19 protein-coding genes are annotated in these 25,389 nt (G+C 38.8%); 3 read left to right on the top strand and 16 right to left on the bottom strand.

Going from position 1 to position 25,389, the window contains the following annotated elements:
- Window positions 1-978: 978 nt before the first annotated feature.
- The 8 genes from sucD to sdhC all read right to left on the bottom strand — a co-directional run bounded on the left by sucD (window position 979) and on the right by sdhC (window position 10,911).
- Window positions 979-1,851 carry a succinate--CoA ligase subunit alpha gene (sucD, locus tag H4J76_RS18910; protein ID WP_070376201.1) on the bottom strand — a complete coding sequence of 291 codons (873 nt, stop codon included), beginning with the start codon at window positions 1,849-1,851 and terminating at the stop codon, window positions 979-981.
- Window positions 1,851-3,017 carry an ADP-forming succinate--CoA ligase subunit beta gene (sucC, locus tag H4J76_RS18905; protein WP_070376200.1) on the bottom strand — a complete coding sequence of 389 codons (1,167 nt, stop codon included), beginning with the start codon at window positions 3,015-3,017 and terminating at the stop codon, window positions 1,851-1,853. The genes sucD and sucC overlap by 1 nt, the downstream gene beginning before the upstream one ends.
- Before the next feature lie 200 nt (window positions 3,018-3,217).
- Complete coding sequence (odhB, locus tag H4J76_RS18900) at window positions 3,218-4,714, bottom strand: 2-oxoglutarate dehydrogenase complex dihydrolipoyllysine-residue succinyltransferase (protein ID WP_182215423.1); 1,497 nt, start codon at window positions 4,712-4,714, stop codon at window positions 3,218-3,220.
- 19 nt (window positions 4,715-4,733) lie between these two features.
- Window positions 4,734-7,541, bottom strand: coding sequence for a 2-oxoglutarate dehydrogenase E1 component (locus tag H4J76_RS18895; protein ID WP_182215425.1), 2,808 nt, complete (start codon window positions 7,539-7,541; stop codon window positions 4,734-4,736).
- Window positions 7,542-7,700: 159 nt separating this feature from the next.
- Entirely contained in the window at window positions 7,701-8,411 is a 711-nt protein-coding gene (locus tag H4J76_RS18890) for a succinate dehydrogenase iron-sulfur subunit (RefSeq protein WP_070376197.1), read from the bottom strand.
- A gap of 11 nt (window positions 8,412-8,422) precedes the next feature.
- Complete coding sequence (sdhA, locus tag H4J76_RS18885) at window positions 8,423-10,195, bottom strand: succinate dehydrogenase flavoprotein subunit (protein WP_070376196.1); 1,773 nt, start codon at window positions 10,193-10,195, stop codon at window positions 8,423-8,425.
- A complete protein-coding gene (sdhD, locus tag H4J76_RS18880; RefSeq protein WP_182215427.1) occupies window positions 10,196-10,543 on the bottom strand; it encodes a succinate dehydrogenase, hydrophobic membrane anchor protein in 348 nt (115 codons plus the stop codon).
- The gene (gene sdhC / locus H4J76_RS18875; protein WP_070376194.1) at window positions 10,537-10,911 is read right to left on the bottom strand and encodes a succinate dehydrogenase, cytochrome b556 subunit; all 375 of its coding nucleotides are present in this window, start codon (window positions 10,909-10,911) and stop codon (window positions 10,537-10,539) included. Before sdhC ends, sdhD begins: the two co-directional genes overlap by 7 nt.
- Window positions 10,912-11,321: 410 nt before the next feature.
- On the opposite strand from sdhC, the gene H4J76_RS18870 reads away from it, so the two are divergent.
- Window positions 11,322-12,608, top strand: coding sequence for a citrate synthase (locus tag H4J76_RS18870; RefSeq protein ID WP_182215429.1), 1,287 nt, complete (start codon window positions 11,322-11,324; stop codon window positions 12,606-12,608).
- Window positions 12,609-13,292: 684 nt separating this feature from the next.
- Window positions 13,293-14,093: a tRNA cyclic N6-threonylcarbamoyladenosine(37) synthase TcdA gene (gene tcdA, locus H4J76_RS18865; RefSeq protein ID WP_182215431.1), complete on the top strand. Its 801-nt coding sequence runs from the start codon at window positions 13,293-13,295 to the stop codon at window positions 14,091-14,093.
- Here the strand turns inward: tcdA and H4J76_RS18860 are convergent.
- Window positions 14,084-15,769, bottom strand: a complete 1,686-nt coding sequence (locus H4J76_RS18860; protein WP_182231099.1) for a SufS family cysteine desulfurase — start codon at window positions 15,767-15,769, stop codon at window positions 14,084-14,086. The genes tcdA and H4J76_RS18860 overlap by 10 nt on opposite strands.
- Before the next feature lie 179 nt (window positions 15,770-15,948).
- Between H4J76_RS18860 and H4J76_RS18855 the strand changes: the two genes are divergently transcribed.
- Window positions 15,949-16,212 carry a hypothetical protein gene (locus H4J76_RS18855; protein ID WP_182231098.1) on the top strand — a complete coding sequence of 88 codons (264 nt, stop codon included), beginning with the start codon at window positions 15,949-15,951 and terminating at the stop codon, window positions 16,210-16,212.
- A 48-nt stretch (window positions 16,213-16,260) separates the two neighbouring features.
- Here H4J76_RS18855 and H4J76_RS18850 read toward each other — a convergent pair whose 3' ends face one another.
- The 7 genes from H4J76_RS18850 to infB all read right to left on the bottom strand — a co-directional run.
- Window positions 16,261-17,643, bottom strand: coding sequence for a hypothetical protein (locus H4J76_RS18850; RefSeq protein WP_182231097.1), 1,383 nt, complete (start codon window positions 17,641-17,643; stop codon window positions 16,261-16,263).
- 30 nt (window positions 17,644-17,673) lie between these two features.
- Window positions 17,674-18,570: a lipoprotein NlpI gene (gene nlpI / locus H4J76_RS18845; RefSeq protein ID WP_182231096.1), complete on the bottom strand. Its 897-nt coding sequence runs from the start codon at window positions 18,568-18,570 to the stop codon at window positions 17,674-17,676.
- 96 nt (window positions 18,571-18,666) lie between these two features.
- Window positions 18,667-20,784 (bottom strand): polyribonucleotide nucleotidyltransferase, encoded by a 2,118-nt coding sequence (gene pnp / locus H4J76_RS18840; RefSeq protein WP_182215440.1) that lies wholly within the window; start codon window positions 20,782-20,784, stop codon window positions 18,667-18,669.
- 347 nt (window positions 20,785-21,131) lie between these two features.
- A complete protein-coding gene (gene rpsO, locus H4J76_RS18835; protein ID WP_070376186.1) occupies window positions 21,132-21,401 on the bottom strand; it encodes a 30S ribosomal protein S15 in 270 nt (89 codons plus the stop codon).
- 244 nt (window positions 21,402-21,645) lie between these two features.
- A complete protein-coding gene (gene truB / locus H4J76_RS18830; protein ID WP_182215442.1) occupies window positions 21,646-22,608 on the bottom strand; it encodes a tRNA pseudouridine(55) synthase TruB in 963 nt (320 codons plus the stop codon).
- A gap of 11 nt (window positions 22,609-22,619) precedes the next feature.
- Entirely contained in the window at window positions 22,620-23,054 is a 435-nt protein-coding gene (rbfA, locus tag H4J76_RS18825; RefSeq protein ID WP_182215444.1) for a 30S ribosome-binding factor RbfA, read from the bottom strand.
- A 174-nt stretch (window positions 23,055-23,228) separates the two neighbouring features.
- Window positions 23,229-25,389, bottom strand: a 2,161-nt coding sequence (gene infB, locus H4J76_RS18820) for a translation initiation factor IF-2 (protein WP_182231095.1), incomplete at its 5' end; no start/stop codon positions are given.

Here is a 25,389-nt window from a genome sequence, read left to right as displayed (position 1 = left end):
ACTCGTCAAAAAAATACGCTAACTCATCACTTAACATGCTTTATTTCCTGTAAAAAGAAATAAATATGACACACTCAAAAGATCGTTCAAGTACTATATTTCATCTAAAACGATCAGCATTGGAACTTGTTTCAGGATCTCGACCTTAACAACTCAAAGCCCAGATACTGAAATAAATTCAGCATGACGAGAGTGAATACTTGAATAAATTCAGCATGCACTCAAACGCCATCATCCTGAACCCAACCTCCGTCATCCTGAACTTGTTTCAGGATCTCGACCTTAACAACTCAAAGCCCAGATACTGAAATAAATTCAGCATGACGATAATGGATACTGAAATAAATTCAGCATGACGATAATGGATACTGGAATAAATTCAGCATGCACTCAAACGCCATCATCCTGAACCCAACTTCCGTCATCCTGAACTTGTTTCAGGATCTCGTCCTTAACAACTCAAAGCCCAGATACTGAAATAAATTAAGTATGAACCCAACCTCCGTCATCCTGAACTTGTTTCAGGATCTCGACCTTAACAACTCAAAGCCCAGATACTGAAATAAATTCAGCATGACGAGAATGGAGACTGAAATAAACTACTAGATATTTTTGGAGAAAAAATTGATTTACACTTAGTGATGGATGAGTGCATTTACGCTATATATCAAATGCATATTCAAGCACGAAAGTTTATTAAGCCTACAATGAACAATGCATTAAGTATTTTCAAAAAGAGAAAAATAAGTATAGAAAAATAATATGGTAAGGTTTAACTGATATCTGTTTATATGAAAGTAATATTAGATTACTGTCGCTTGATGTTGAATGGTTTAATGTTGTTCCCTACATTCAGGAAAAATATTCAGTTGCATTGAATTATCTGAATATTAAGCACAGCACGTATTAATAAAAAACCCGCAATCTCTATGCGAGAATGCGGGTTTTTATTAAGAATTACAAATTAGCAGCGCTAGCTTACCAACCTGTTTTCTCTTTAAGTGCTACGCCGATATCAGCTAAAGAACGAACAGTTTTAACACCAGCCGCTTCTAATGCTGCAAATTTCTCATCAGCAGTACCTTTACCACCGGCGATAATCGCGCCAGCGTGACCCATACGCTTACCTTCTGGTGCAGTAACACCAGCAATGTAAGATACAACAGGTTTAGTAACGTGTGCTTTGATATATTCAGCCGCTTCTTCTTCAGCAGTTCCGCCAATTTCACCAATCATTACAATTGCTTCAGTTTGTGGATCATTTTGGAACATTTCCAATACGTCGATGAAGTTAGTTCCTGGGATCGGGTCACCACCAATACCTACACAAGTAGATTGGCCAAAACCTGCATCAGTTGTTTGCTTAACGGCTTCGTACGTTAACGTACCAGAACGTGAAACAATACCTACTTTACCAGGCTTGTGGATGTGACCAGGCATGATACCAATCTTAGTTTCGCCAGGAGTAATAACACCTGGGCAGTTAGGACCGATCATACGAACGCCAGATTGATCAAGCTTAGCTTTAACGTCAACCATATCTAAAGTAGGAATACCTTCAGTGATAGTAACGATAAGCTCGATGCCTGCATCAATTGCTTCTAAAATTGCATCTTTACAGAAAGGAGCTGGAACGTAAATAACTGTTGCTGTTGCGCCAGTTGCTTCTACAGCTTCACGTACTGTGTTAAATACTGGTAGGCCTAAATGCGTTTGACCGCCTTTACCTGGGCTTACGCCACCGACCATTTGTGTACCGTATTCAAGTGCTTGTTCTGAATGGAATGTACCTTGACCACCGGTAAAACCTTGACAGATTACTTTAGTATCTTTATTAATTAAGATAGACATTATTTGCCCTCCGCAGCTGCTACAACTTTAGTCGCTGCATCAGTTAATGACTCAGCAGCAATGATATCTAAGCCAGATTTTTTAAGAACTTCACGACCTTCTTCAGCATTTGTACCTTCTAAACGTACAACTACAGGTACTTTAACGCCTACATCTTTAACTGCAGCGATAATACCTTCAGCAATCATGTCACAACGTACGATGCCACCAAAGATATTAACTAAAACAGCTTTAACGTTGTCGTCAGAAAGAATGATTTTGAATGCTTCAGAAACACGTTCTTTCGTTGCTCCGCCGCCAACATCTAGGAAGTTAGCTGGCTTGCCGCCGTGTAAATTAACGATATCCATAGTACCCATTGCTAGGCCTGCACCGTTAACCATACAACCAACGTTACCGTCTAGGGCTACGTAGTTTAATTCAAAACGTGCAGCATGAGCTTCACGTTCATCTTCTTGAGATGGATCATGGAACGCGCGCATTTTAGGTTGACGGTATAAAGCATTACCATCGATACCAATTTTGCCGTCTAAACAGTGAAGATTACCTTCGTCAGTAATAACTAACGGGTTGATTTCTAATAAAGCGAAATCGAAATCTTCAAACATTTTTGCAAGACCTAAAAAGATCTTAACAAATTGCTTCATTTGCGTCGGGTTTAAACCTAACTTAAAACCTAATTCACGAGCTTGGTACGGTTGAGCACCAACAAGTGGATCGATTTCAGCTTGGTGAATTAACTCAGGCGTTTCTTCAGCAATCTTCTCAATATCAACACCGCCTTCAGTAGAGGCCATGAATACTACTCTACGACTAGCGCGGTCAACAACAGCACCAAGGTATAATTCGTTAGCAATATCTGTACAGCTTTCTACTAAAATTTTAGCAACTGGCTGACCGTTAGCGTCAGTTTGGTAAGTAACTAAGTTCTTACCTAACCAGTTTTGAGCAAAATCTTTGATTTCTTGCTTAGATTTAACTAGCTTAACGCCGCCAGCTTTACCGCGACCGCCCGCGTGAACTTGAGTTTTAACAACCCACATAGTGCCGCCGATTTTATCAGCCGCTTCTGCCGCTTCCTGAGGTGTATCGCAAGCGAAACCTTCAGAAACTGGTAAACCATATTCAGCGAATAATTGTTTCGCTTGATACTCATGCAAATTCATGGTGTATTTCCATTTATCTGTGAATGATAATGACAGCTGTTCTTAGTTATAAATATGAGTAAAATCTTAATTTTAATCATAAATATAAATAAAATTCGCTATCATCGAAAAAAGTTGATCGATTATAGTATAAAAGCTCTAAGGAACAAAGTCCCCAGAGCTAATACTATAGTCTAAATCAAAAGATTTAAACTTCTCGATTATATATCAAGAAGTAGACGTGTTGGATCTTCTAACAAGTCTTTAATTGCCACTAAAAAGCCAACAGATTCTTTACCATCAATTAAACGATGATCATAAGAAAGTGCTAAGTACATCATAGGAAGTATTTCAACTTTTCCATCAACAGCCATAGGTCTGTCTTGGATCTTATGCATACCTAAAATAGCCGCTTGCGGTAAGTTTAAAATAGGTGTTGAAAGTAGTGAACCAAAAACACCACCGTTAGTAATCGTGAAATTACCGCCGGTCATATCTTCAATTGAAAGCTTTCCGTCGCGACCTTTTATTGCTAAGTCACGAATACCATTTTCAATCGCTGCCATACCTAATTGATCTGCATCACGTAATACTGGTGTTACTAAGCCACGCGGCGTAGAAACAGCAATTGAGATGTCAAAAAAGTTATGATAAACAATATCGTCACCATCGATTGATGCATTAACCGCTGGAAAGCGTTTCAATGCTTCAGTAACCGCTTTAACATAAAATGACATAAAGCCTAAACGCGTATCATGCGTCTTCTCAAAAAGATCTTTATATTGCTTACGAAGATCCATAATTGGCTTCATGTTAACTTCGTTAAACGTTGTTAGCATTGCCGTTGAGTTTTTAGCTTCTAATAAACGTTTGGCAATTGTCTTGCGTAAACGTGTCATAGGTACACGTTTTTGTGTACGTTCGCCTAAATCTTGTGCAACAGGCGTCGCAGCAGCAGTTTTTGCCGCTGGAGCTGGAGCTGCAGGTTTATTAGCCGCTGCTTCAACATCTTCTTTAGAAATACGTCCACCTTTACCTGTACCTCTAACATTAGCAGCTGTTAAGCCTTTTTCTGTCATTAAACGACGAACAGAAGGGCTAGCTAATTCATCAGAGCTAATCGCATCTTCTGAAGTAGCTGCAGGAGCACTTGCTGTTGCGCCCGCATTAAGTTGGCCAATAACTTGTGAACCTAATACCGTGTCACCTTCGACGTGGATTATCTTACCAATCACACCATTGTCTTGAGCAACAACTTCTAGAACAACTTTATCCGTTTCGATATCAACCAAGTTTTGGTCAACAGAAACTGTATCACCCTCAGCAACATGCCAAGTAGCAACTGTTGCATCAGCAACAGACTCAGGTAAAACCGGTACGATGATGTCGATAACTTTCACTGCTGTTGCCGCCGCAGGAGCTGATTTTGCCGCTGCTGCAGGTTTTGCCGCTGCAGGAGCTGAAACATCAGCTGATGCATCGCCTTCAGTGAGGATTGCAATTACTTGCTCGCCTAATACTGTTGCGCCTTCGGCTTGAGAAATCTCAGTGATCACTCCATCAACGACAGCTTGTACTTCAAGTACAACTTTGTCAGTTTCAATATCTACTAATACTTGGTCACGTGAAACTTTATCACCTACTTGAACATGCCAAGTAGCTACGGTTGCATCAGCAACAGATTCAGGTAAAACGGGAACCTTAATTTCGGTTGTCATTTATTTTATTCCTTACTCACTAGTCTTCAACAGATAGCGCGTCATTGACTAGCGCTTGTTGTTCTTTTACATGGACAGACATATAACCTACAGCTGGTGCTGCAGAGGCCTTACGACCAGCATATGTCAAATAAGTACCTTCAGGTATTGCCGCTCTAAAGTGATGCTGTGAACAATACCATGCACCTTGGTTTTGCGGTTCTTCCTGACACCAAACGAATTGCTTAACATGCTGGTATTTGGCCAACTCTGCTTGAAGCTCTTCTTCTGGAAATGGATATAGCTGCTCGATTCGAATGATAACAACATTTTCTTGCTCACTCTTGCGACGCTGATCAAGTAATTCATAGTAAACTTTACCACTACAAAAAACGACACGTGTCACTTTTTTCCGATCGATATCGTCAACTTCACCAATGACATTATGGAACACACCCGTCGATAGCTCTTCTAATGAAGAGACCGCTAAAGGATGTCTTAATAATGACTTAGGCGACATAACAACCAATGGACGACGCATAGGACGAACAACTTGTCGACGCAGCATATTAAATACTTGCGCAGGTGTTGATGGCACACAAACTTGCATATTATGATCGGCACAAAGTTGTAAGAAGCGCTCTAATCGTGCAGATGAATGCTCAGGACCTTGACCTTCATAGCCATGAGGTAACAACATAGTTAAACCACATAAACGGCCCCACTTTTGCTCACCTGAACTAATAAATTGGTCAAAGACTACTTGTGCACAGTTAGCAAAATCACCAAATTGCGCTTCCCAAATAGTAAGCCCTGCAGGCTCTGCTGTGGTATAGCCATATTCAAAGGCAACCACTGATACTTCTGACAACACTGAGTCATGAATATCGAATGGACCTTGTCCTTCGCGAATATTTTGCAAAGGTAAGTATTTGCTAGCATCATCTTGGTTATGTAAAACAGCATGACGATGGAAAAAAGTACCGCGACCAGAGTCTTGCCCAGTAATACGAACACGTTTACCTAAATCAACAACCGAGGCATAAGCTAAATTTTCTGCCATACCCCAATCAAGTAATTTTTCACCCGATGCCATTTTAACGCGATCATCGTATATCTTCTTAACACGACCTTGTACAGGATGAGACTCAGGATATGTTGACAATTTACCGGCAAGTTCTTTCAGCTTTTCAACAGAAATTTCTTTATCGTAATCATCGTCCCACTCATGGCCAAGGTATGGAGTCCAATCGACAGAATGTTCTGTCATAGGTCGCCATTGTTCAACCGTACACTGACCTTCGTCTAGCAATTTACGATAATAAGAGGTTAATTCATTCGACTTATCTAAATTGATTGAACCCTCAGTATCAAGTTGCTGTGCATAGAGTTGACGAGGTGTTGGGTGTTTCTTAATTTTTTTGTACATCAATGGCTGCGTTGCACTAGGCTCATCAGCTTCATTGTGACCATGACGACGATAGCAAACAAGGTCGATAACGACATCGCGCTTAAATTCGTTGCGATAATCAAGGGCAATTTGTGTTGCCAAGATAACAGCTTCTGGGTCATCGCCATTAACATGAAGAATCGGTGCTGAAACCATTTTTGCTATTTCAGTACAATATTCACCACTGCGCGTATCTGCAGGATTAGACGTTGTAAAACCAACCTGATTATTGACAACGATACGTATCGTTCCGCCAACTTTAAATGCACGAGCTTGTGACATATTAAAAGTTTCTTGAACCACACCCTGACCGGCAATAGCAGCGTCACCATGAATCGTAACCGGAAGAACTGTATCACCGACTTTATCACCACGTCTGTCTTGACGCGCACGGACTGAGCCAATAACAACAGGGTTAACAATTTCTAGATGCGATGGATTAAAGGCCAAAGCTAAATGAACATTGCCACCAGGCGTTACAAAATCTGATGAATAACCTTGGTGATATTTAACATCACCTGAAGATAAAATTTCATCGTGCTTACCGCCAAACTCGTCAAATAACTTTGACGGATTTTTACCCATCACGTTAACTAAGACATTTAAGCGGCCACGGTGAGCCATACCAATAACAACTTCTTTAGTGCCTTGCGTACCAGCACGAGTAATAAGCTCTTTTAGCATAGGTATTAACGCATCACCACCTTCAAGGGAGAAACGTTTAGCGCCTGGAAACTTAGCTCCAAGGTATTTACAAATACCATCGGCAGCGATAAGACCTTTAAGAATTTCTTCTTTTTGGTCGACAGAAAATTTTGCTTGCGACTGAACAGACTCTAAACGTTGTTGGATCCAACGTTTTTCATCGGTGTCAGTAATGTGCATATATTCAGCACCGATAGAACCACAGTAAGTAGTTTTAAGGGCATTGTATAAGTCACCTAACTTCATCGCATCTTGAGAAGTAGCAAATGAGCCGACGTTGAACTCTGTATCAAAGTCGTTTTCTGAAAGTTCATGATGCGACAGTTGTAAATCGCGTACCTTATCTCGCTTCCACAAACCTAATGGGTCAAGGTTGGCATTTTGATGTCCACGAAAACGAAAAGCATTAATTAGCTGTAAAACTTTAACTTGTTTGGCATCACTACTACCAGAAACAACAACAGTTTTATGGGATTGCTTAGCTAATTCTTTAAATTCATTGCGGATTTCAGAGTGCCTGAATTCTAAGTCAGCACCTTCAATTTTTGGAAGTTGTTGGAATAACGTTCGCCATTCTGCAGAAACAGATTGGGAGTTATCCAAATAAGATTCGTATAATTCTTCAATGTAAGTAGCGTTAGCGCCACTTAAATGAGAAGACTCTAACCAAGCCTTCATTGTACCTTCGGGCATTGCCTGTTCCTTTATGGGATAAAAGCAATAAAAAAATAAACAATTATCGTTAGCAAGTCAACTAGACTAATGGCTAATTGTCATCTGCTAATGATGACTATTCCTGTTTTAAAACACCAAAGTGCTAGATAACTTCATCTAACACTCTGCTATTTAATTTTATACTGCGCGTGAAATCAACATCGACTTAATATGGCCGATAGCTTTCGTTGGGTTTAATCCTTTTGGACAAACATCAACACAGTTCATAATACCATGACAACGGAATACGCTGTAGGCATCTTGCAAACCATCTAAACGTTCTTCGGTTGCAGTATCACGGCTATCAATTAAGAAGCGATAAGCATGCAACAAACCTGCTGGTCCAATAAACTTATCTGGGTTCCACCAGAAAGACGGACAAGAAGTTGAACAACAAGCACATAAAATACACTCATATAAACCATCAAGCTTTTCGCGCTCTTCAATCGATTGAAGATGCTCACGTGCAGGAGGGTTTTTACCATCATTAATTAAGAACGGCTTGATTTTTTCATATTGATTATAGAACTGTGTCATATCAATAACTAAATCACGTACTACCGGTAAACCAGGTAAAGGGCGTAACACTATTTTCTTTGCTGGAACAGCCGATAATGGTGTAATACAAGCTAAACCATTTTTACCGTTAATATTCATACCGTCAGAGCCACATACTCCCTCACGACATGAACGACGGAAAGAGATAGTCGTATCTTGCTCTTTTAATAAAATAAGTGCATCAAGTACCATCATATCTGAGCCTTCTGGAATATCCAGCTCATAATCTTTCATGTAAGGTGCATTATCAACATCAGGGTTGTAACGATAAATCGAAAAAATTTGTTTCATTGCAATGCTCCTTAATATACACGAGCTTTCGGTGGGAAAGCTTCACGATGAATAGGTTTCATATTTACAGAACGTTTTGTCATCTCTTCTGTTTCTGGCGTGTAGATAGAGTGGCATAACCAGTTCTCATCATCACGTTCAGTGAAATCTTGACGGGCATGTGCACCACGAGATTCAGTACGGAAGTTAGCTGCTTTAGCTGTACAAAAAGCCGTTTCCATCAAGTTGTCTAATTCTAAACACTCAATACGTTGCGTGTTAAATTCTGTAGACTTATCATCGAGGCTTGCATGTTGAAGACGTTCACGGATTTCAGTCAACTCTTGCATGCCTTCGGCCATAGCCTCACCTTCACGGAATACCGAGAAGTTAAATTGCATACATTTTTGCAAGTCTTTACGTATTTTAGTTGGACTTTCTCCACCTTTTACAGATGACTCCCAACGATTAGTACGTGCTAATGAAGCTTCTAAGTCAGACTCAGAGGCATCTTTTCCGCTTTGCGTATCATTTAGGTAAGTGCCTAAGAAATTACCTGCTGCACGACCAAAGACCACTAAATCAAGAAGAGAATTACCACCTAAACGGTTTGCACCATGAACAGATACACAAGCAATTTCACCAACGGCAAATAACCCTTCAACGATAGTTTCTTTACCCGTTTCTGGGTTAAAGTTAATCGCTTGGCCATTCACGTTACAAGGAACACCACCCATCTGATAATGACAAGTTGGTATAACTGGAATAGGTTCTACTGCTGGATCTACGTGAGCAAATGTTTTCGATAAATCACAAACACCTGGTAAACGTTTTTCAAGCGTTTCACGGCCTAAATGATCAAGTTTAAGTTTAAGATGCGGACCCATAGGACCGTCAAAACCACGACCTTCACGGATCTCTGTCATCATAGAACGAGCAACTACGTCACGACCTGCTAAATCTTTAGCATTTGGTGCATAACGTTCCATGAAACGCTCGCCATCTTTGTTAAGCAGGTAACCACCTTCTCCACGACAACCTTCAGTAACAAGCGTACCTGCACCGGCGATTCCTGTTGGATGAAACTGCCACATTTCCATGTCTTGCATCTGTATGCCAGCACGAACTGCCATACCAACGCCGTCACCAGTATTGATGTGAGCATTAGTTGTTGATGCATAGATACGACCAGCACCACCGGTAGCTAATACCGTAGCACGGGCTTTGAAGTAAACAATCTCGCCTGTTTCGATACAAATAGCGGTTGTGCCAACAATAGCACCGTCACTATTTTTAACTAAATCTAGTGCATACCATTCAGAGTAGACATTAGTTTTATTTTTAACGTTTTGTTGGTACAAGCAATGTAATAAAGCATGGCCAGTACGATCGGCTGCGGCTGCTGTACGTGCAGCTTGTTCGCCACCAAAGTTTTTAGATTGGCCACCGAAAGGACGTTGATAAATCTTACCTTCTTCAGTACGAGAAAAGGGTAGACCCATTTTCTCTAACTCAATAATAGATTCAGGACCTGTTTTACACATGTATTCGATTGCGTCTTGATCTCCGATATAATCAGAACCCTTAACGGTATCGTACATATGTTGTTCCCAATGATCTTCATGCGCATTACCTAGCGCAACAGTGATACCACCTTGAGCAGATACTGTATGAGAACGAGTAGGAAAAACTTTAGAAATCAAGGCACAAGATTTACCTGATTCAGAAATAGCTAATGCAGCGCGCATACCTGCACCACCGGCGCCAATAACTATAGCGTCAAATTCACGAATTGGAACGCCCACTTATACACCCCACACAATTAAAAAGCCTGCCGCAAGGTAAGCTAATAAAGTAACAGAAAAGAAAAATTGTAATGACCCACGCAAAAAAGCTGGTTTAATATAATCAGACAATACTTGCCAAATACCAATCCACGCATGAATAACAACTGACAAAACAGCAAGTAATGTTGCTATTTTTACTGACATCAAGCCAAAAAAGCTATGCCAATCGTCATAAGTTACATCTGGAGTAACTACAAAAAAGCCAGCGATCAATAACGTATATAACGTTAAAATAATAGCGCTTGCTCTTATAAGAATAAAATCATGTACGCCATTTCGGCCTACAGTAGCAATGTTGTTTACCATAACCAAACTCCTACTACGACGGTAAGTATAAACCAAAGTGCCATAGCAAATTTAGCACTGGTGTTACCTGAAGCTAATTCTTCAAAATGGCCTAAGTCCATAAATAAGTGACGAACACCCATTAATATATGGAACGTTAGAGCAGAGATTATGCCAAACATAATGAATTTAAATATGAAACCATCCAGACATGCTTGAACTTGAGCAAATCCTTCAGCGGAAGATAGAGATAACGAAAGTGCCCACAATAATATACCAATAGCAAATACCATAATGACACCAGAAACACGGTGCAATATCGAGGCGTTTGCCGAAGGGTGCATTTTAATTGTAGTCAGATCTAGGTTTACAGGACGTTGTTTTTTCACAATTTCGCCTAAAGAGTTCTTTGAGCCTTCAACTTGTTTTTTTATTGCTCAATGAAATAAGTAAACAAGTTTACAATCAATTGAGCAATCCCCTAGCGATCTTAGTTAATATTTGTCTATTAATGAAATAATCTACAAATACAAAAATTAGATCAGCTTGATTATATAGCTGAACATTTTTAATTACAATTTTCTTACGCGAGAATTTCACCTTTATTTCAAAGGTATCAGACTATTATTTAACCTATTTTAGCAATTCTTTAACTTTAGTCTAAGGTAGAAACAATTGGTTTGACTTTAAGGGGGTATAATGAAGTAGAATACGGTCAGTTTTATATTCATAAAAACTGACTAACTTTTCAAAAGTAAGTTCAGCAAGCGAATTAAATAATTTATAGGGGATTAAACATATGGCTGAATCTAAAGCCACTCTCAGTATTGATGGTAACGTAGTTGCAGATTTACCAATACTTTCAGGTAGCGCCGGTAACGACGTAATAGACATCAGAACTTTGGGTAATTATGGTTATTTCACTTATGACCCGGGTTTCTTAGCAACCGCTTCATGTGAATCAGCTATTACTTATATCGATGGTGGTAAGGGTATTTTACAACATCGTGGTTATCCAATTGACAGTTTAGCTAAACAAGCTAACTATCTAGAAGTTTGTTATATTTTGTTAAATGGTGATGCACCAACATCAACTCAATATGATGAATTTGTTGATATTATTACCAACCATACTATGGTTCACGAGAAACTGGCTCATTTTTTCCAAGGTTTCTTGCCTGACGCACACCCAATGGCAATGCTTTGTGGTGTTGTTGGTGCTATGTCTTCATTTTATCATAGTGATTTAGACATTGAAGATCCTGTGCAACGTATGCGCAGTGCGCATCGCTTAATTGCTAAAATGCCAACTATTTCAGCAATGGCTTACAAATACAGTATTGGCCAACCATTCGTTTATCCACGTAATGAATTAAGCTATGCAGAAAACTTCTTACATATGATGTTCTCTGTACCAGCAGAAGAGTATGTTGTTAGCCCTACTGTTGCCCGTGCCATGGATAGAATATTTACATTGCATGCAGATCACGAGCAAAACGCTTCAACTTCAACAGTTCGTTTAGCTGGATCTTCTGGTGCTAACCCTTATGCATGTATCGCTGCAGGCGTAGCATCTTTGTGGGGCCCTGCACATGGCGGCGCTAACGAAGCCTGCTTAAAAATGCTTGAGCAAATTGGTACATTAGAGCGTGTTGACGAATTTGTTGCTCGTGCTAAAGATAAGAGTGATTCATTTCGCTTAATGGGTTTCGGACATCGTGTTTACAAAAACTTTGATCCACGCGCAACAGTAATGCGTGAAACATGTCATGAAGTATTGAAAGAGTTAGGCATAAAAGATCCTCTTTTAGACGTGGCAATGGCTCTTGAAAAAGTGGCCCTTGAAGACCCATACTTTATTGAGAAAAAACTTTACCCGAATGTAGATTTTTATTCAGGTATCATCTTGAAAGCTATCGGTATTCCTACCAACATGTTCACAGTAGTATTTGCTATGTCTCGTACCGTGGGTTGGATTTCTCACTGGGATGAAATGTTAGGTCAAGCGGGTCAAAAAATTGGTCGTCCTCGTCAAAACTATATTGGTGAAATTGACCGTGAATTTATCCCATTAAATAAAAGATAATTATTTATTTTATAAATCACTCTTTGAAAGGTAGCTCACGCTACCTTTTTTATTCCTTCAATTTTAGTCGCATCATAAAAACAATTAATAACCCTTTTTTCTTTGATTATCAGGAAATTTCTTTTGCCTCGCCTTAGTAATAATTTTCTCTTTACTGCAATAAAAACAGCTTTATCTTGATAAAAACATAAAACAGCCCAATAAATAATCATTATAACAATAAAGAATACTAGCTATACACATAAAAAATAGTATTAATAAACAGTAAATTAAAAAAACACAGACCGATAGTTCAGCTTAATTCCGGGCCAAATCTATACCGATAATAGCTAAAAATTACTACAATAATTGTTTAAAATACTGATGATTTATTAATTATAAGTAAAATAATTAATACCTTGCCACTGCATATTTATTTTTCCAACACTATACCCAGCTAAATCGACTGTAATTGTCACCTTACACTCTCACAATCATTGATTGATTTATTAATAAATCAACCAAACCATTACAATTCTGCTGCCTCAACACTTTAAATTAAGGTGCAGCCAGCGGATAAAGTCGTCATTGTTAAGGGTAAAAATAGCGAGATAAAGAAAAAAGTTAATTGCTTACGGGATTTGCTGTATTCAGTGTTAATTCACCCTTATAATGTTAAAAATTTTATGAGTTAATGATTACGGTATGTCTGAATATCAAATGAGATTTGGTGGAATTGCGCGTCTTTACGGCGCTGCAGGTGCTGCTTTATTAGAAAAAGCGCACTTCTGTGTGATAGGCATCGGTGGTGTTGGTTCTTGGGCTGCTGAATCTTTAGCAAGAACAGGGATTGGTTCGATAACATTAATTGATTTAGATGATATCTGCACAACCAATATCAATAGACAAATTCACGCACTTACTGAAACGATTGGAGAAAGTAAGGTCGATGTGATGGCTGAACGTATTAAGCAAATTAATCCAAGCTGTCAGGTGAATGTCATTGAAGATTTTGTCACTTTTGATAATTTGCGTGAACTATTAAGTAACGATTTTGATTATGTCATCGATGCTATTGACTCAGTGAAAATAAAAACGGCTATTATTGCTCATTGTAAACGTAATAAAATACCGGTAATTACTATTGGTGGCGCAGGAGGGCAAACAGATCCAAGTAAGATTCAACTTTGTGACTTGAGCCAAACTTATCAAGATCCATTGCTTGCTAAGGTAAAAAATCAACTGCGCCGTGAATTTAACTTCCCGAAAGCCGATGCAAAAACAAGCAATAAGCGAAAGTTTTCAATTGATGCCGTTTTTTCTACTGAACAACTGGTTTATCCTGATGAAAATGGCAATGTTTGTCACGCAAAGCAAACTCAAAATGGTACGGTACGGTTAGATTGCAGCTCAGGTTTTGGCGCGGTTACTCACGTTACAGCCACATTTGCTTTCTTTGCTACCAGCCGTGCAATTAAGAAATATTTAGCTAAGCATCAGCTTTGATGTTGCCTTGCCATCATTTTAATTTTTTCAACGATGGCTTTAACACCATTACTACGTGATGGGCTCAAGTGCTGTAACAAACCCAACTTTGAAAAATAAGATTGGTCGTCAAACGCTAATATCTGTGCCGATGAAAGCTGCTGAAAAGCAGCTAATATAATTACCATTAAACCTCGAATAACTTTAGCGTCACTGTCGCAACTAAAAATAAACTCATCTTGAGTATTTTTAGTTGCCATTAACCAGGCATGACTTTCGCATCCTACAATCAAGGTAGTGTTGTTACGGAAGCTTTTATCCATTCTGACTAATGACTTACCCAACATCATTATTTCTCGATGACGAGAATCCCAACCTTTTAATAAACTAAATCTTACTATCATAGCTGAGTGATTAGTTGAATTGACCGGCTGTGCTAAGTGATGTGGTTCAATAATAATTTTATCAACATTGTCATCCGTGCCTTGGATCAGTAAATTTAGTTTCTCAATAAAAAAATCAATTTCTGCATAAGTATTATAAGCCGCTAATGAAACTCTAATACAGCCACTTAATTTTAAATAGTCCATTAAAGGCATCGCACAATGATGTCCACTTCTGATGGCAATACCATATGCATCTAGGCCGCTAGCAATATCGTAATTATGTGCACCAAAGACGGTGAATGAAAGTACGCTAATATCAGGTTTGTCCTCAACAACAAATTTAACCGCTTTAATTTGTGATAATTTTTCATAACAGTAGCATGTCAGTAAGCTTTCATATTTTGCTAACTGAGCTACTCCAAATGAATTAATGAATTTAATACTGGCAGAGAAAGCAATAACACCAGCATAGTTCGGTGTCCCAGCTTCAAATTTAAAGGGGAGTTGATTAAATGATGTTCCTTGAAAACTAACTTTTTTTATCATTTCCCCACCCCCCTGATAAGGAGGCATAGCCGTTAATAAGTCACGTCGACCGTATAAAACACCAACGCCCGTGGGTCCAAACATTTTGTGTGCTGAAAAAACGTAGAAGTCACAGTCTAGAGTTTGCATATTTAGTGCTAAGTGGGCACAAGCTTGAGCACCGTCAATAACGGTTATGGCTTTATATTTTTTAGCTAAGGTGATGATTTTTTTAACGGGATTCACTTTACCAATCACGTTAGAAATATGCGTAAAACTAACCACCTTAGTTTTTTCATTAAAATAACCTGCTAAGCTATTTTCATCGATACGACCGCTCGCATCTAAAGGTAAAACTTTAATAATAGCGCCAGTTTTTTCGGCAATCATTTGCCAAGGCACGATGTTAGCGTGGTGTTCAGCATGGCTTAATAATATTTCATCGCCCGCTTGTAAGTTTTTCTGCCCCCAACTCTGAGCAATTAAATTAATTCCTCCCGTTGTACCTGGAGTCCAAATGATTTCTTCTAAGTATTTGGCTTGAATAAAGTGTTGCACCTTAGCTCTAGCTTGCTCAAAAGCCAAAGTAGCTTTAGCACTCAGAGCATGTGAGGCGCGATGAACATTAGCATTATATTGCTGATACACCTCAGCTTCGGTATCGATAACCACATTAGGCTTTTGAGTGGTAGCGCCATTATCAAAATAAACTAAGGGCAAGTCGTTGACGGTATTACTGAGCAAAGGAAAATGCTGGCGAAATGTGCTGACATCGAATTTATTCATAAGAGATTACATGCAAAGATAATATTACTGACATAATTATACCTGATAATACTATAAAAATTGATCATTTAAACAATCAAGAGTCTCACTAGTTTATTTAGACAATAGTCCAAAATAATAGGTTAATTTATCTGTTTTAAACTAGAGTTAAACAGTAAAGAAAATAAAGGGTGAAAAGTATGAAGTTATTTTCATGGTTCATTAAAGCAAATAAGCATCCAAAGCCTGCACAAGAAGGTTTACCAACAGCTGTATCAAATGACATCGCAGATGAAGGAATAAATGCACTTAATCGCAATACTATGTGGCCGATAGCAAAAGTTAAAAACGCGACTGTGATTATTAAGAAGCCAAATAAGAAAATGAATACGTCTCAAAGTACCCATAAATACGAGACGACTAAAGCGAGTAAGCCAATTATTGGCCCTATTCCTTTAGGTTAGGCAGAGCTCTTCTCAACTAATCAGGCTGATAAAAATAGCGCGAAAGCGTTATTTTTTTGCTTCTATTGCTAGACTAACATTATGTAAATAGTGTGGCATTAAGAACTTTTCGGGGTTGTCGGCTAGCAATTGTAAGTATAAAGCTGGAAAGCCTGTTTGATAATAACGCATCCTAGTTCTTTGCTTTAAAGGTTTTATTGCAACAAAGTCTTTTTCATTACAGCTTTCAGCAATAAAAGCACCCACGCTATCACCTTCTTTAGAAACAGTCCCTAATTTCCAACCTTGCGCAGTATGAGTCACTAACGATGTTTTCCTTGAAATATATTTAGCCCAAGGTAATTCGCTGAGAATTACTGCACGGACTTTCTCACGAGAGCCTTGATAAAAACGGGGTAAAATTGCAACATTATGGGAGAACATCGCATTTTGCACAGCCAAGCAACGAGAATGATTTTTAGGTAGCGCGTACTCATCAATAAAGCCAAGTAGATGAGCCAGCTCATGGTAAAAGACTTCTGCATTATCATGACGATCAATATATAAAATACCCGCGTTTACGTTAGCACCGCCTTTTTCAACAAGCACCGCAATGAACCTGTCTACTGACACTCGCTTATTATTTGGCCAGATAGATTCGTCACATCGAATCGCTTCATTAGTACTTTGGTGACAAACGAGTGTTATTTTACTGATGTATTGTACCGATGAAAAACAAAGGTAAGGTTGTAATGTTGCTAACGTCGAGGATGATATCAGTTCTTCAAAATATGCTAAGTCGCGTAGATTCGTTGCATAGGGCGCAATACTCGCTAGACAATTTGCTTGTGACGGTATATTTGGAGTATTTAAGACATTGTAACGCAATAGCTTTTTCGAAAAAGACTCAAGTTCTTCAGATGGTTTGTCTGCGTTTATCGTCTCAAGTTGCTTAATATATCGGTCTATTTCTGGTTTTTCTCCTATTGAAATTAAAATCTCAAGTAAAAGCGTTAGGGCAGATCCATTAGATGATATTGGTAATAATAATTTTTTAGCCGCAAGTAGTTTGTTATGGGAAAAATAAATTTTCGCTAAGTCTATTCTTGCTTGCTGATGACCTAATCGAATGGCTTGTGCAAGCCATAGCTCGATATTTTTATTATTGTCGCCTTGCTTATTTTTATAATATAGGGCTAATTTAAATGCCACCTCTCCATCACTTTTAGCCAGTGATTTAGCAATATTTTGCCATCTTGGGTCGTTATCAACATAAGTATTTAAATGCTTATACAAAAGAGTGTTTAAGCCAAGCTTTTCTATAACGGTTAATTGTGAGTGGTTAGCGTAACCATTTTCTACGGCTTTAATTAATGAGTTTACCGATAAAAAAGAGCTTATTGATATAACAGTCAATAAGCTGATGATGGTTAAGCTGACTTTATATTTCATTTGCAGGTATAAATAACATCCATCAACACATTAAGACGACTTAGCGGCTTTAACAATTTCTTGTCGCATTAAGTCTAACTCTAGTTTGGCGTATCTGTGTTCAACAAACTCATAGACGTTAGTACTTAAGGCTAATTTAAAAAAGTTTGCTGCAAGTTCATTATTGTCTTTGAGTTGATAGTATTTACCTAAGTAGAAATATGCCTCGCACAGACGTTCACTTAAAGCCTTATTAGAATTTACGCCTATTGATAATTGACTGATAAATTCTTGCTCGGTTATCTCACCTAGATAAAGTTGAATAATATTTTTAGCCCAAACACTCTCTTCAACTTGCTCTGCCGCGACCTTTAATGATGTTTTCGCATTAAGGTTATTTGCCGCTGACTCGGCTAAATACATCCATAAAATACGGTAAGGGTCATTACTTTTTCGTTGCTGAAAAGTACTAAAATCATCAATAGATAGTTCAGCACGACCCCCATAATATAAAGCAATTCCTCTATTTAAATAGGCATATTCATGTTCAGGCGCTAAATCTATTGCCGAATCAAAAGCCTCGTAAGCTTGGTTGAACTCTTGCAATTGGGTGAAATGGATCCCTAAAAAATTATAGGCATCAACAAAGTTTGGCTTTAAACGCAAAGCTCGATTGAAATCAAGACGGGCTAATGAACGTAAACCAACACTGTCGTAAACAACACCGCGGTCATAATAAAGTTCAGCTCGTTGGGCATCGGTTATTTCAGCTCTTTGAATAACATCAGTTAGACGCGCTATCGCTATTTCACTTTTATAATTTATGGCTAATGGTTCGACAATGATAAGTTGATTCATGGCGAGCGAATCGTCATTTTCTGGGCTGCTTGCACAACCTTGTAAAGATGAGATGACGATGACAAGCGCTACTTTAAAGAATTTATTCACAGAAATAATGTACCTAATGAAATTTTGTATTGACTCATTTTAGTATATAAAAAAGGGAGCCATCAGGCTCCCTTTTTATCTAACTTTTTAAGTAAGCTATTCAGCAGCGTCAGCTACTGGTGCTTCCTTTTTCTCATTAGCTTCTTTAATACTTAAACGTACACGGCCTTGACGGTCGACTTCAAGTACTTTAACCGTAACTTCCTGGCCTTCAGTTAATACGTCACTTACAGCATTAACACGTTCGTCAGAGATTTGAGAGATGTGAACTAAACCATCTTTACCCGGAAGTACGTTAACAAAAGCACCAAAATCAACGATACGTACTACTTTACCTTGGTAAATTGTACCTACTTCAATTTCAGCCGTTAATGCTTTAATACGATTAATCGCATCTTCAGCTTGCTCACCATTAGTTGCAGCAATTTTAACAGTACCATCGTCATCAATCTCGATAGTTGTACCTGTTTCTTCTGTAAGCATGCGGATAGTAGCACCACCTTTACCAATGATGTCACGAATTTTATCTTGGCTAACTTTGATGGTATGAATGCGTGGTGCAAACTGTGAAATATCATCACGGTGACCAGAGATAGCTTCATCCATTACAGATAAGATATGAGTACGTGCAGCTTTTGCTTGGTTTAAAGCAAGTTGCATGATTTCTTTAGTGATGCCTTCAATTTTAATGTCCATTTGAAGTGCAGTAATACCACCAGTAGTACCCGCTACTTTAAAGTCCATGTCACCTAAGTGATCTTCATCACCTAAAATGTCTGAAAGAACAACAAAGTCGTCGCCTTCTTTAACTAAGCCCATTGCAATACCAGCAACAGAAGCTTTAATTGGTACACCAGCATCCATTAATGCTAATGAAGCACCACAAACAGAAGCCATTGAAGATGAACCATTTGATTCTGTAATTTCAGAAACAATACGCACAGCATATGGGAATTCTTCAAGTGAAGGCATAACCGCTAACATACCGCGTTTTGCTAAACGGCCATGGCCGATTTCACGACGCTTTGGAGAGCCAACAAAACCTGTTTCACCAACACAGTATGGAGGAAAGTTATAATGAAGCATAAATGCGTCAGTCTTCTCACCCATAATAGTATCAAGACGCTGTGCATCACGTTGTGTACCTAAAGTAGCCGTAACTAATGCTTGTGTTTCACCACGAGTAAATACCGCAGAACCGTGAGTTCTCGGTAATACACCTGTCATAACGTCTAGGGCACGGATCATTTCAGGATCACGACCGTCGATGCGAGGCATGCCTTTAGTGATACGACCACGAACAACAGTTTTCTCTAAGTCATGGAATAAATCTTTTGCTTCTTGAACATTAAGATCTGCATCGCTTGCTAATAATGTTTCAACAACACCATCGCGGATTTCTTTGATTTTTTCGTATCGAACAGCTTTTTCAGTGATTTGGTAAGCTTCGTTAACTTGTGCTTCACTCAATTCTGCAATTTTAGCAATAAGGTCAGCATTCTTAACTGGTGCAACCCAATCCCACTTAGGATTGTTAACTTCAGCAGCCATTTCTTTAATTGCTGTGATAGCCGTTTGCATTTGCTCATGGCCATACATAACAGCGCCAAGCATAACTTCTTCAGATAAAATATCAGCTTCAGACTCAACCATTAGTACTGCAGAATCAGTACCTGAAACAACTAAGTTTAACTTAGACGTTTCTAATTCAGATTGTAATGGGTTAAGAATGTATTTGCCGTCAGTATAACCAACACGTGCTGCGCCAACAGGACCACTAAATGGCATACCTGAAATAGCTAAAGCTGCAGACGTACCTAATAAAGAAATGATGTCAGGGGCAATTTCTGGGTTAGCAGAAACAACCGTAATAACAACTTGAACTTCGTTAGTAAAGCCATCTGGGAAAAGTGGACGAATTGGACGGTCAATTAAACGACAGATTAATGTTTCTTCTTCAGAAGGACGGCCTTCACGTTTAAAGAAACCACCTGGGATTTTACCCGCTGCGTATGTACGCTCTTGGTAGTTAACTGTTAATGGAAAAAAATCTTGTCCTGGTTTTGCTTCTTTCTTACCAACAACAGACACTAATACACACGTATCGTCCATGCTTGCCATAACAGCACAAGTTGCTTGACGTGCGATAGCACCAGTTTCTAAAGTAACGGTATGTTGACCGAATTCAAATGTTTTTGTCACTGTATTGAACATAAATGTTCCTTTTTAGCTAAATATAAATTTTCTTGATTAACCAATCTGTACAATTATTTATTCACTTAGAGCAAAATTTTAACCGCTTAAGTTGAACAAAAAATTATACAGTTTGGATTGATTAGTTTTGCAAAAGCTTAAATTTTCTAAAAATTTGCAGGCACATTATACTATCAAACGCGCTATTTACTAGCCAGAAAGGGGAATTGTTATTAAGAAAAGACAAAAAAGCGTACTTTGACTAAGTTTGGGCAAGTTACCCAGTAAATTAGCAATAAAAAAAGGAGCTATAAAGCTCCTTTTTTTGATATTACCTTTAAGAAAAAAGGTAACAAATAAGTCACATCTTAACGACGTAGACCTAATTTAGCGATTACCGTTGTGTAACGCTCAACGTTTTTGCCTTTTAAGTAATCAAGTAACTTACGACGTTGTGCAACCATGCGCAATAAACCACGACGTGAGTGATGATCATGGATGTGCTCTTTGAAGTGACCTTGTAGGTGGTTGATTTGTGTAGTTAACAAAGCAACTTGTACTTCAGGTGAACCAGTATCACCTTCTTTTTGAGCATATTCTGCAACGATTGCAGCTTTTTCTGTAGCATTTAAAGACATAATAAATCCTTAGTGTGATGTACTCGAAAGTACTTAAAATTCGCACCTCGCCAAACACTAATTCAGCTAAGGTGACAAAAGAGCGCGCATTGTATCAGCGACAGACGAAATTGCAACTGATATTTGTGTCACACCATTAATAACTTGTCGTTAGACTATATAACATTTAACCATGAGCAAACGCTGTTTTATTTTACTGATATAGGCGATAACCAGCCAAGATCCTAAAATGTTAAATAATTTTTTACAGCGTTTTCAAAAATTCGTCTAAAACAACAATGCGTTTTGGTGCAATTAAACCGTTGTCGTCTATATGACCAACACCAATAAACTCTCCATCATTGATATTGTCTCCAACAAAAACCTGCACTAAACCTTCAGCTGGAACATTAGCTGCTTGTACTGGATTACCGTGGCGCAAAAAGTTAGCAGACATATCATCTATAAAAACCTCAGGGATACCATCACAGGCCGTCGTCATCGGTAACAATAAAGGGTCAAGTAAAGTAGAAGGCGCTAACTCTTGCTCTTCTGCTTGTGCCACTAATGCTTGTAATTGTTCCAGTGTTACCATTTTATCTGTAGGATAATTTCCCACGGCACTTCTGCGTAAATTAGCAACATGTGCGCCACAACCAAGCAGTTCGCCTAAATCGTCGATGATAGTACGAATATAGGTGCCTTTAGATACATGAATATGTAAATCAACTTCATCACCTTCAAAGCGTAATAAGTCTAAACGAAAAACCGTAATATCTCGGGACTCACGAGGGACCTCAACACCTTCTCGCGCATATTTATATAAAGGCTGGCCTTTATATTTTAACGCTGAGTACATGGAAGGAATTTGCTGTGTGGTACCTCGAAAAGACTCAAGTGCTATTGCTAATTGCTCACTTGATACATCAACCAGCTTTTCCGCAACAACTTCGCCGTCAGCGTCACTGGTTGTAGTGCGCACACCCAATTTTGCTGTTACTTGATAGGTTTTATCAGTATCGAGTAAAAATTGAGAAAACTTAGTTGCTTCACCTAAACAAATCGGCAACATACCGGTAGCAAGTGGATCTAATGCCCCAGTATGCCCGGCTTTCTGTGCAAAGAAGATACGCTTAACTTTTTGTAAAGCACTGTTCGATGACATGTCATAGGGTTTATCAAGTAGGATCACCCCATTAATTGGGCGACCTTTTCTGCGTTTAGCCATCTAGCTGTACCCTATGAATTTTCTTCGTTGTTGAGATCAGTTGCTTCTTTAGAAGCGGTAGCATCTCGCTCTGAGCTTTCAGCAATATGCTTATCGCTAGCGACAGCTTCATCAACCAATGAACTCATTCGAACACCTTCAGCCATAGAGCTGTCATAAACAAAACGTAAATGCGGCATAATACGAGCACGTAATTTCTTCGCTAATAACGAACGAATAAAACCAGCAGCTTCATTTAACACTTCAATAGAGCTTTTTATTTCTGAGGCTTCATTGGTAAAAAAAGTCACGAATATTTTTGCGTAAGCTAAATCACGTGTCAACTCGACAGCAGAAACTGTTGTCATGACTAAGCGTGGATCTTTAACTTCGCGCATCAAAATAGTCGCGATTTCTTTTTGTATTTCTTGTCCGACACGGTCGGTACGGGCAAATTCTCTTGCCATAGGAAATTCTCCTAATAAAATTATCGAGGACTTTTACCTGATAACTTTTAATATATAAACAAAAATGGAGGCAAAGCCCCCATTTAGTATTTGTACAACAGTAAGTGAGCTATCTCATTACATTGAAGCCGATTAACCAACAAAAGCAGTCAATCAATCAGCAATAATCTAAAGTTATAGCGTACGCTTAATTTCTATTGTTTCGAATACTTCAATTTGGTCACCAACGCGAACATCATTGTAGTTCTTAACACCGATACCACATTCAGTACCGTTACGAACTTCTGCAACATCGTCTTTGAAACGACGAAGTGATTCAAGTTCACCTTCGTATATAACAACCAAGTCACGTAATACGCGAATTGGAGCACTACGTTTAATGATACCTTCAGTAACCATACAACCAGCGATTGCGCCGATTTTAGGCGACTTAAACACGTCACGAACTTGTGCAAGACCAATGATTTCTTGCTTGAACTCTGGCGCTAACATGCCGCTCATGGCTTGTTTAACTTCATCAATTAATGCGTAAATAACACTATAGTAGCGTAAATCAATGTTTTCAGATTCAATCACTTTACGCGCAGATGCATCAGCACGAACATTAAAACCAACCACGATGGCATTTGAAGCCGCCGCTAATGTCGCATCAGTTTCAGTGATAGCACCAACACCTGAACCTATGATTCTAACTTTAACTTCATCAGTAGATAACTTAAGTAATGAGTCACTAATAGCTTCAAGTGAACCTTGAACATCCGACTTAATTACAACGTTTACTTCAGAAATTTCGCCTTCAGCCATACTTGCAAACATATTTTCAAGTTTAGCTTTTTGTTGACGAGCAAGTTTCACATCACGGAATTTACCTTGACGGAATAAAGCAACTTCACGTGCTTTCTTCTCATCTTTAACAACAGTCGCTTCATCACCAGATTGTGGAACACCACTTAAACCAATAATTTCAACTGGGATAGATGGACCTGCTGATTGAATATCTTTGCCATTTTCATCGCGCATTGCACGAACACGGCCATATTCTAAACCACAAAGAACAATATCACCTTGCTTTAAAGTACCTTCTTGAACCAGGATAGTTGCTACTGGGCCGCGGCCTTTATCTAATTTAGATTCAATAACTACACCACTTGCCATTTTATCGACAACAGCAGTTAGCTCTAAAACTTCAGACTGTAGCAATATTGAATCAAGTAAGTCATCAATACCTAAACCTGTTTTAGCTGAGACATGACAAAATTGAACTTCACCGCCCCACTCTTCAGATAAAACACCGTGTTGAGATAATTCACTCTTAACACGTTCGATATCAACACCTTCTTTATCCATCTTGTTTACAGCAATGATAATAGGTGCATCAGATGCTTTAGCATGTTGAATTGCTTCAACAGTCTGTGGCATAACACCGTCATCTGCAGCAACAACAATGATAACGATATCGGTTGCTTTAGCACCACGAGAACGCATAGAAGTAAAGGCAGCATGACCTGGAGTATCTAAGAAAGTGATCATACCATGACCAGTTTCTACGTGATAAGCACCAATATGCTGAGTAATACCACCGGCTTCACCGTCTGCTACTTTCGCTTTACGAATGTAATCAAGTAATGATGTTTTACCGTGATCAACGTGACCCATAATAGTAACAACAGGTGCACGAGTAATCTCGATACCCGTATGATGACGGTCAGCAAGTACAGCTTCTTCCAAGGCATTTTCTTTAACAAGTACAACTTCAAAACCCATATCTTCAGCAACAAGTGCGGCTGTTTCTTGGTCAATAACTTGGTTAATGGTTGCCATTGCGCCTAGTTTGAACATAGCTTTAACAACTTCCGCGCCTTTCTTAGCCATTTTATTGGCAAGTTCAGCAACCGAAATAGTTTCGCCAATGCGAATATCTTGTACTTTTGTTTCTACTGGTTTAGTAAAACCATGTTTTAAGCTGTCAGGTGAAGATAAAGTTTTACCTTTACCGCGACCATTGTTGCGGCCACGAGCATTACGGTCTGCAGGTGCTTTTTTCTTCTTACGACGACGGCCACTTTCATCAGCAGAGTCACTTTTATCTTCAGCTTCTTGAGCATATTTAGAAGAAGTTAAATGAACAACCTCTTTCTCTTTAGCTTTACGCTCAGCTTCTTGTTCTTTCCAGCGCGCTTCATTTTCTTCTGCTAATTTTTTAGCGGCGGCTGTTGCTTCTTTAGCTTCTTCTTCAAGCTTAGCTTTTGTTTCAGCTTCTAGAGCAAGACGAACTTTTTTAGCTTCTTCAGTTTTTGCAATTTTTACTGGTACTTCTTCAGCATTTTTTGCTTTC

It is taken from the genome of Colwellia sp. BRX9-1, assembly GCF_014077195.1.
In the GTDB taxonomy this organism is placed as follows: Bacteria; Pseudomonadota; Gammaproteobacteria; order Enterobacterales; family Alteromonadaceae; genus Colwellia_A.
Note: the sequence above shows the minus strand (reverse complement) of the source record. Positions and strands in the feature narration are given on the sequence as shown.

Excerpts from the sequence above, each read along its gene's own strand:
- sucD (WP_070376201.1), bottom strand. The coding sequence starts at position 1,851 with ATGTCTATCTTAATTAATAAAGATACTAAAGTAATCTGTCAAGGTTTT.
- sucC (WP_070376200.1), bottom strand. The coding sequence starts at position 3,017 with ATGAATTTGCATGAGTATCAAGCGAAACAATTATTCGCTGAATATGGT.
- odhB (WP_182215423.1), bottom strand. The coding sequence starts at position 4,714 with ATGACAACCGAAATTAAGGTTCCCGTTTTACCTGAATCTGTTGCTGAT.
- H4J76_RS18895 (WP_182215425.1), bottom strand. The coding sequence starts at position 7,541 with ATGCCCGAAGGTACAATGAAGGCTTGGTTAGAGTCTTCTCATTTAAGT.
- H4J76_RS18890 (WP_070376197.1), bottom strand. The coding sequence starts at position 8,411 with ATGAAACAAATTTTTTCGATTTATCGTTACAACCCTGATGTTGATAAT.
- sdhD (WP_182215427.1), bottom strand. The coding sequence starts at position 10,543 with ATGGTAAACAACATTGCTACTGTAGGCCGAAATGGCGTACATGATTTT.
- H4J76_RS18870 (WP_182215429.1), top strand. The coding sequence starts at position 11,322 with ATGGCTGAATCTAAAGCCACTCTCAGTATTGATGGTAACGTAGTTGCA.
- tcdA (WP_182215431.1), top strand. The coding sequence starts at position 13,293 with ATGTCTGAATATCAAATGAGATTTGGTGGAATTGCGCGTCTTTACGGC.
- H4J76_RS18860 (WP_182231099.1), bottom strand. The coding sequence starts at position 15,769 with ATGAATAAATTCGATGTCAGCACATTTCGCCAGCATTTTCCTTTGCTC.
- H4J76_RS18855 (WP_182231098.1), top strand. The coding sequence starts at position 15,949 with ATGAAGTTATTTTCATGGTTCATTAAAGCAAATAAGCATCCAAAGCCT.
- H4J76_RS18850 (WP_182231097.1), bottom strand. The coding sequence starts at position 17,643 with ATGAAATATAAAGTCAGCTTAACCATCATCAGCTTATTGACTGTTATA.
- pnp (WP_182215440.1), bottom strand. The coding sequence starts at position 20,784 with ATGTTCAATACAGTGACAAAAACATTTGAATTCGGTCAACATACCGTT.
- rpsO (WP_070376186.1), bottom strand. The coding sequence starts at position 21,401 with ATGTCTTTAAATGCTACAGAAAAAGCTGCAATCGTTGCAGAATATGCT.
- truB (WP_182215442.1), bottom strand. The coding sequence starts at position 22,608 with ATGGCTAAACGCAGAAAAGGTCGCCCAATTAATGGGGTGATCCTACTT.
- rbfA (WP_182215444.1), bottom strand. The coding sequence starts at position 23,054 with ATGGCAAGAGAATTTGCCCGTACCGACCGTGTCGGACAAGAAATACAA.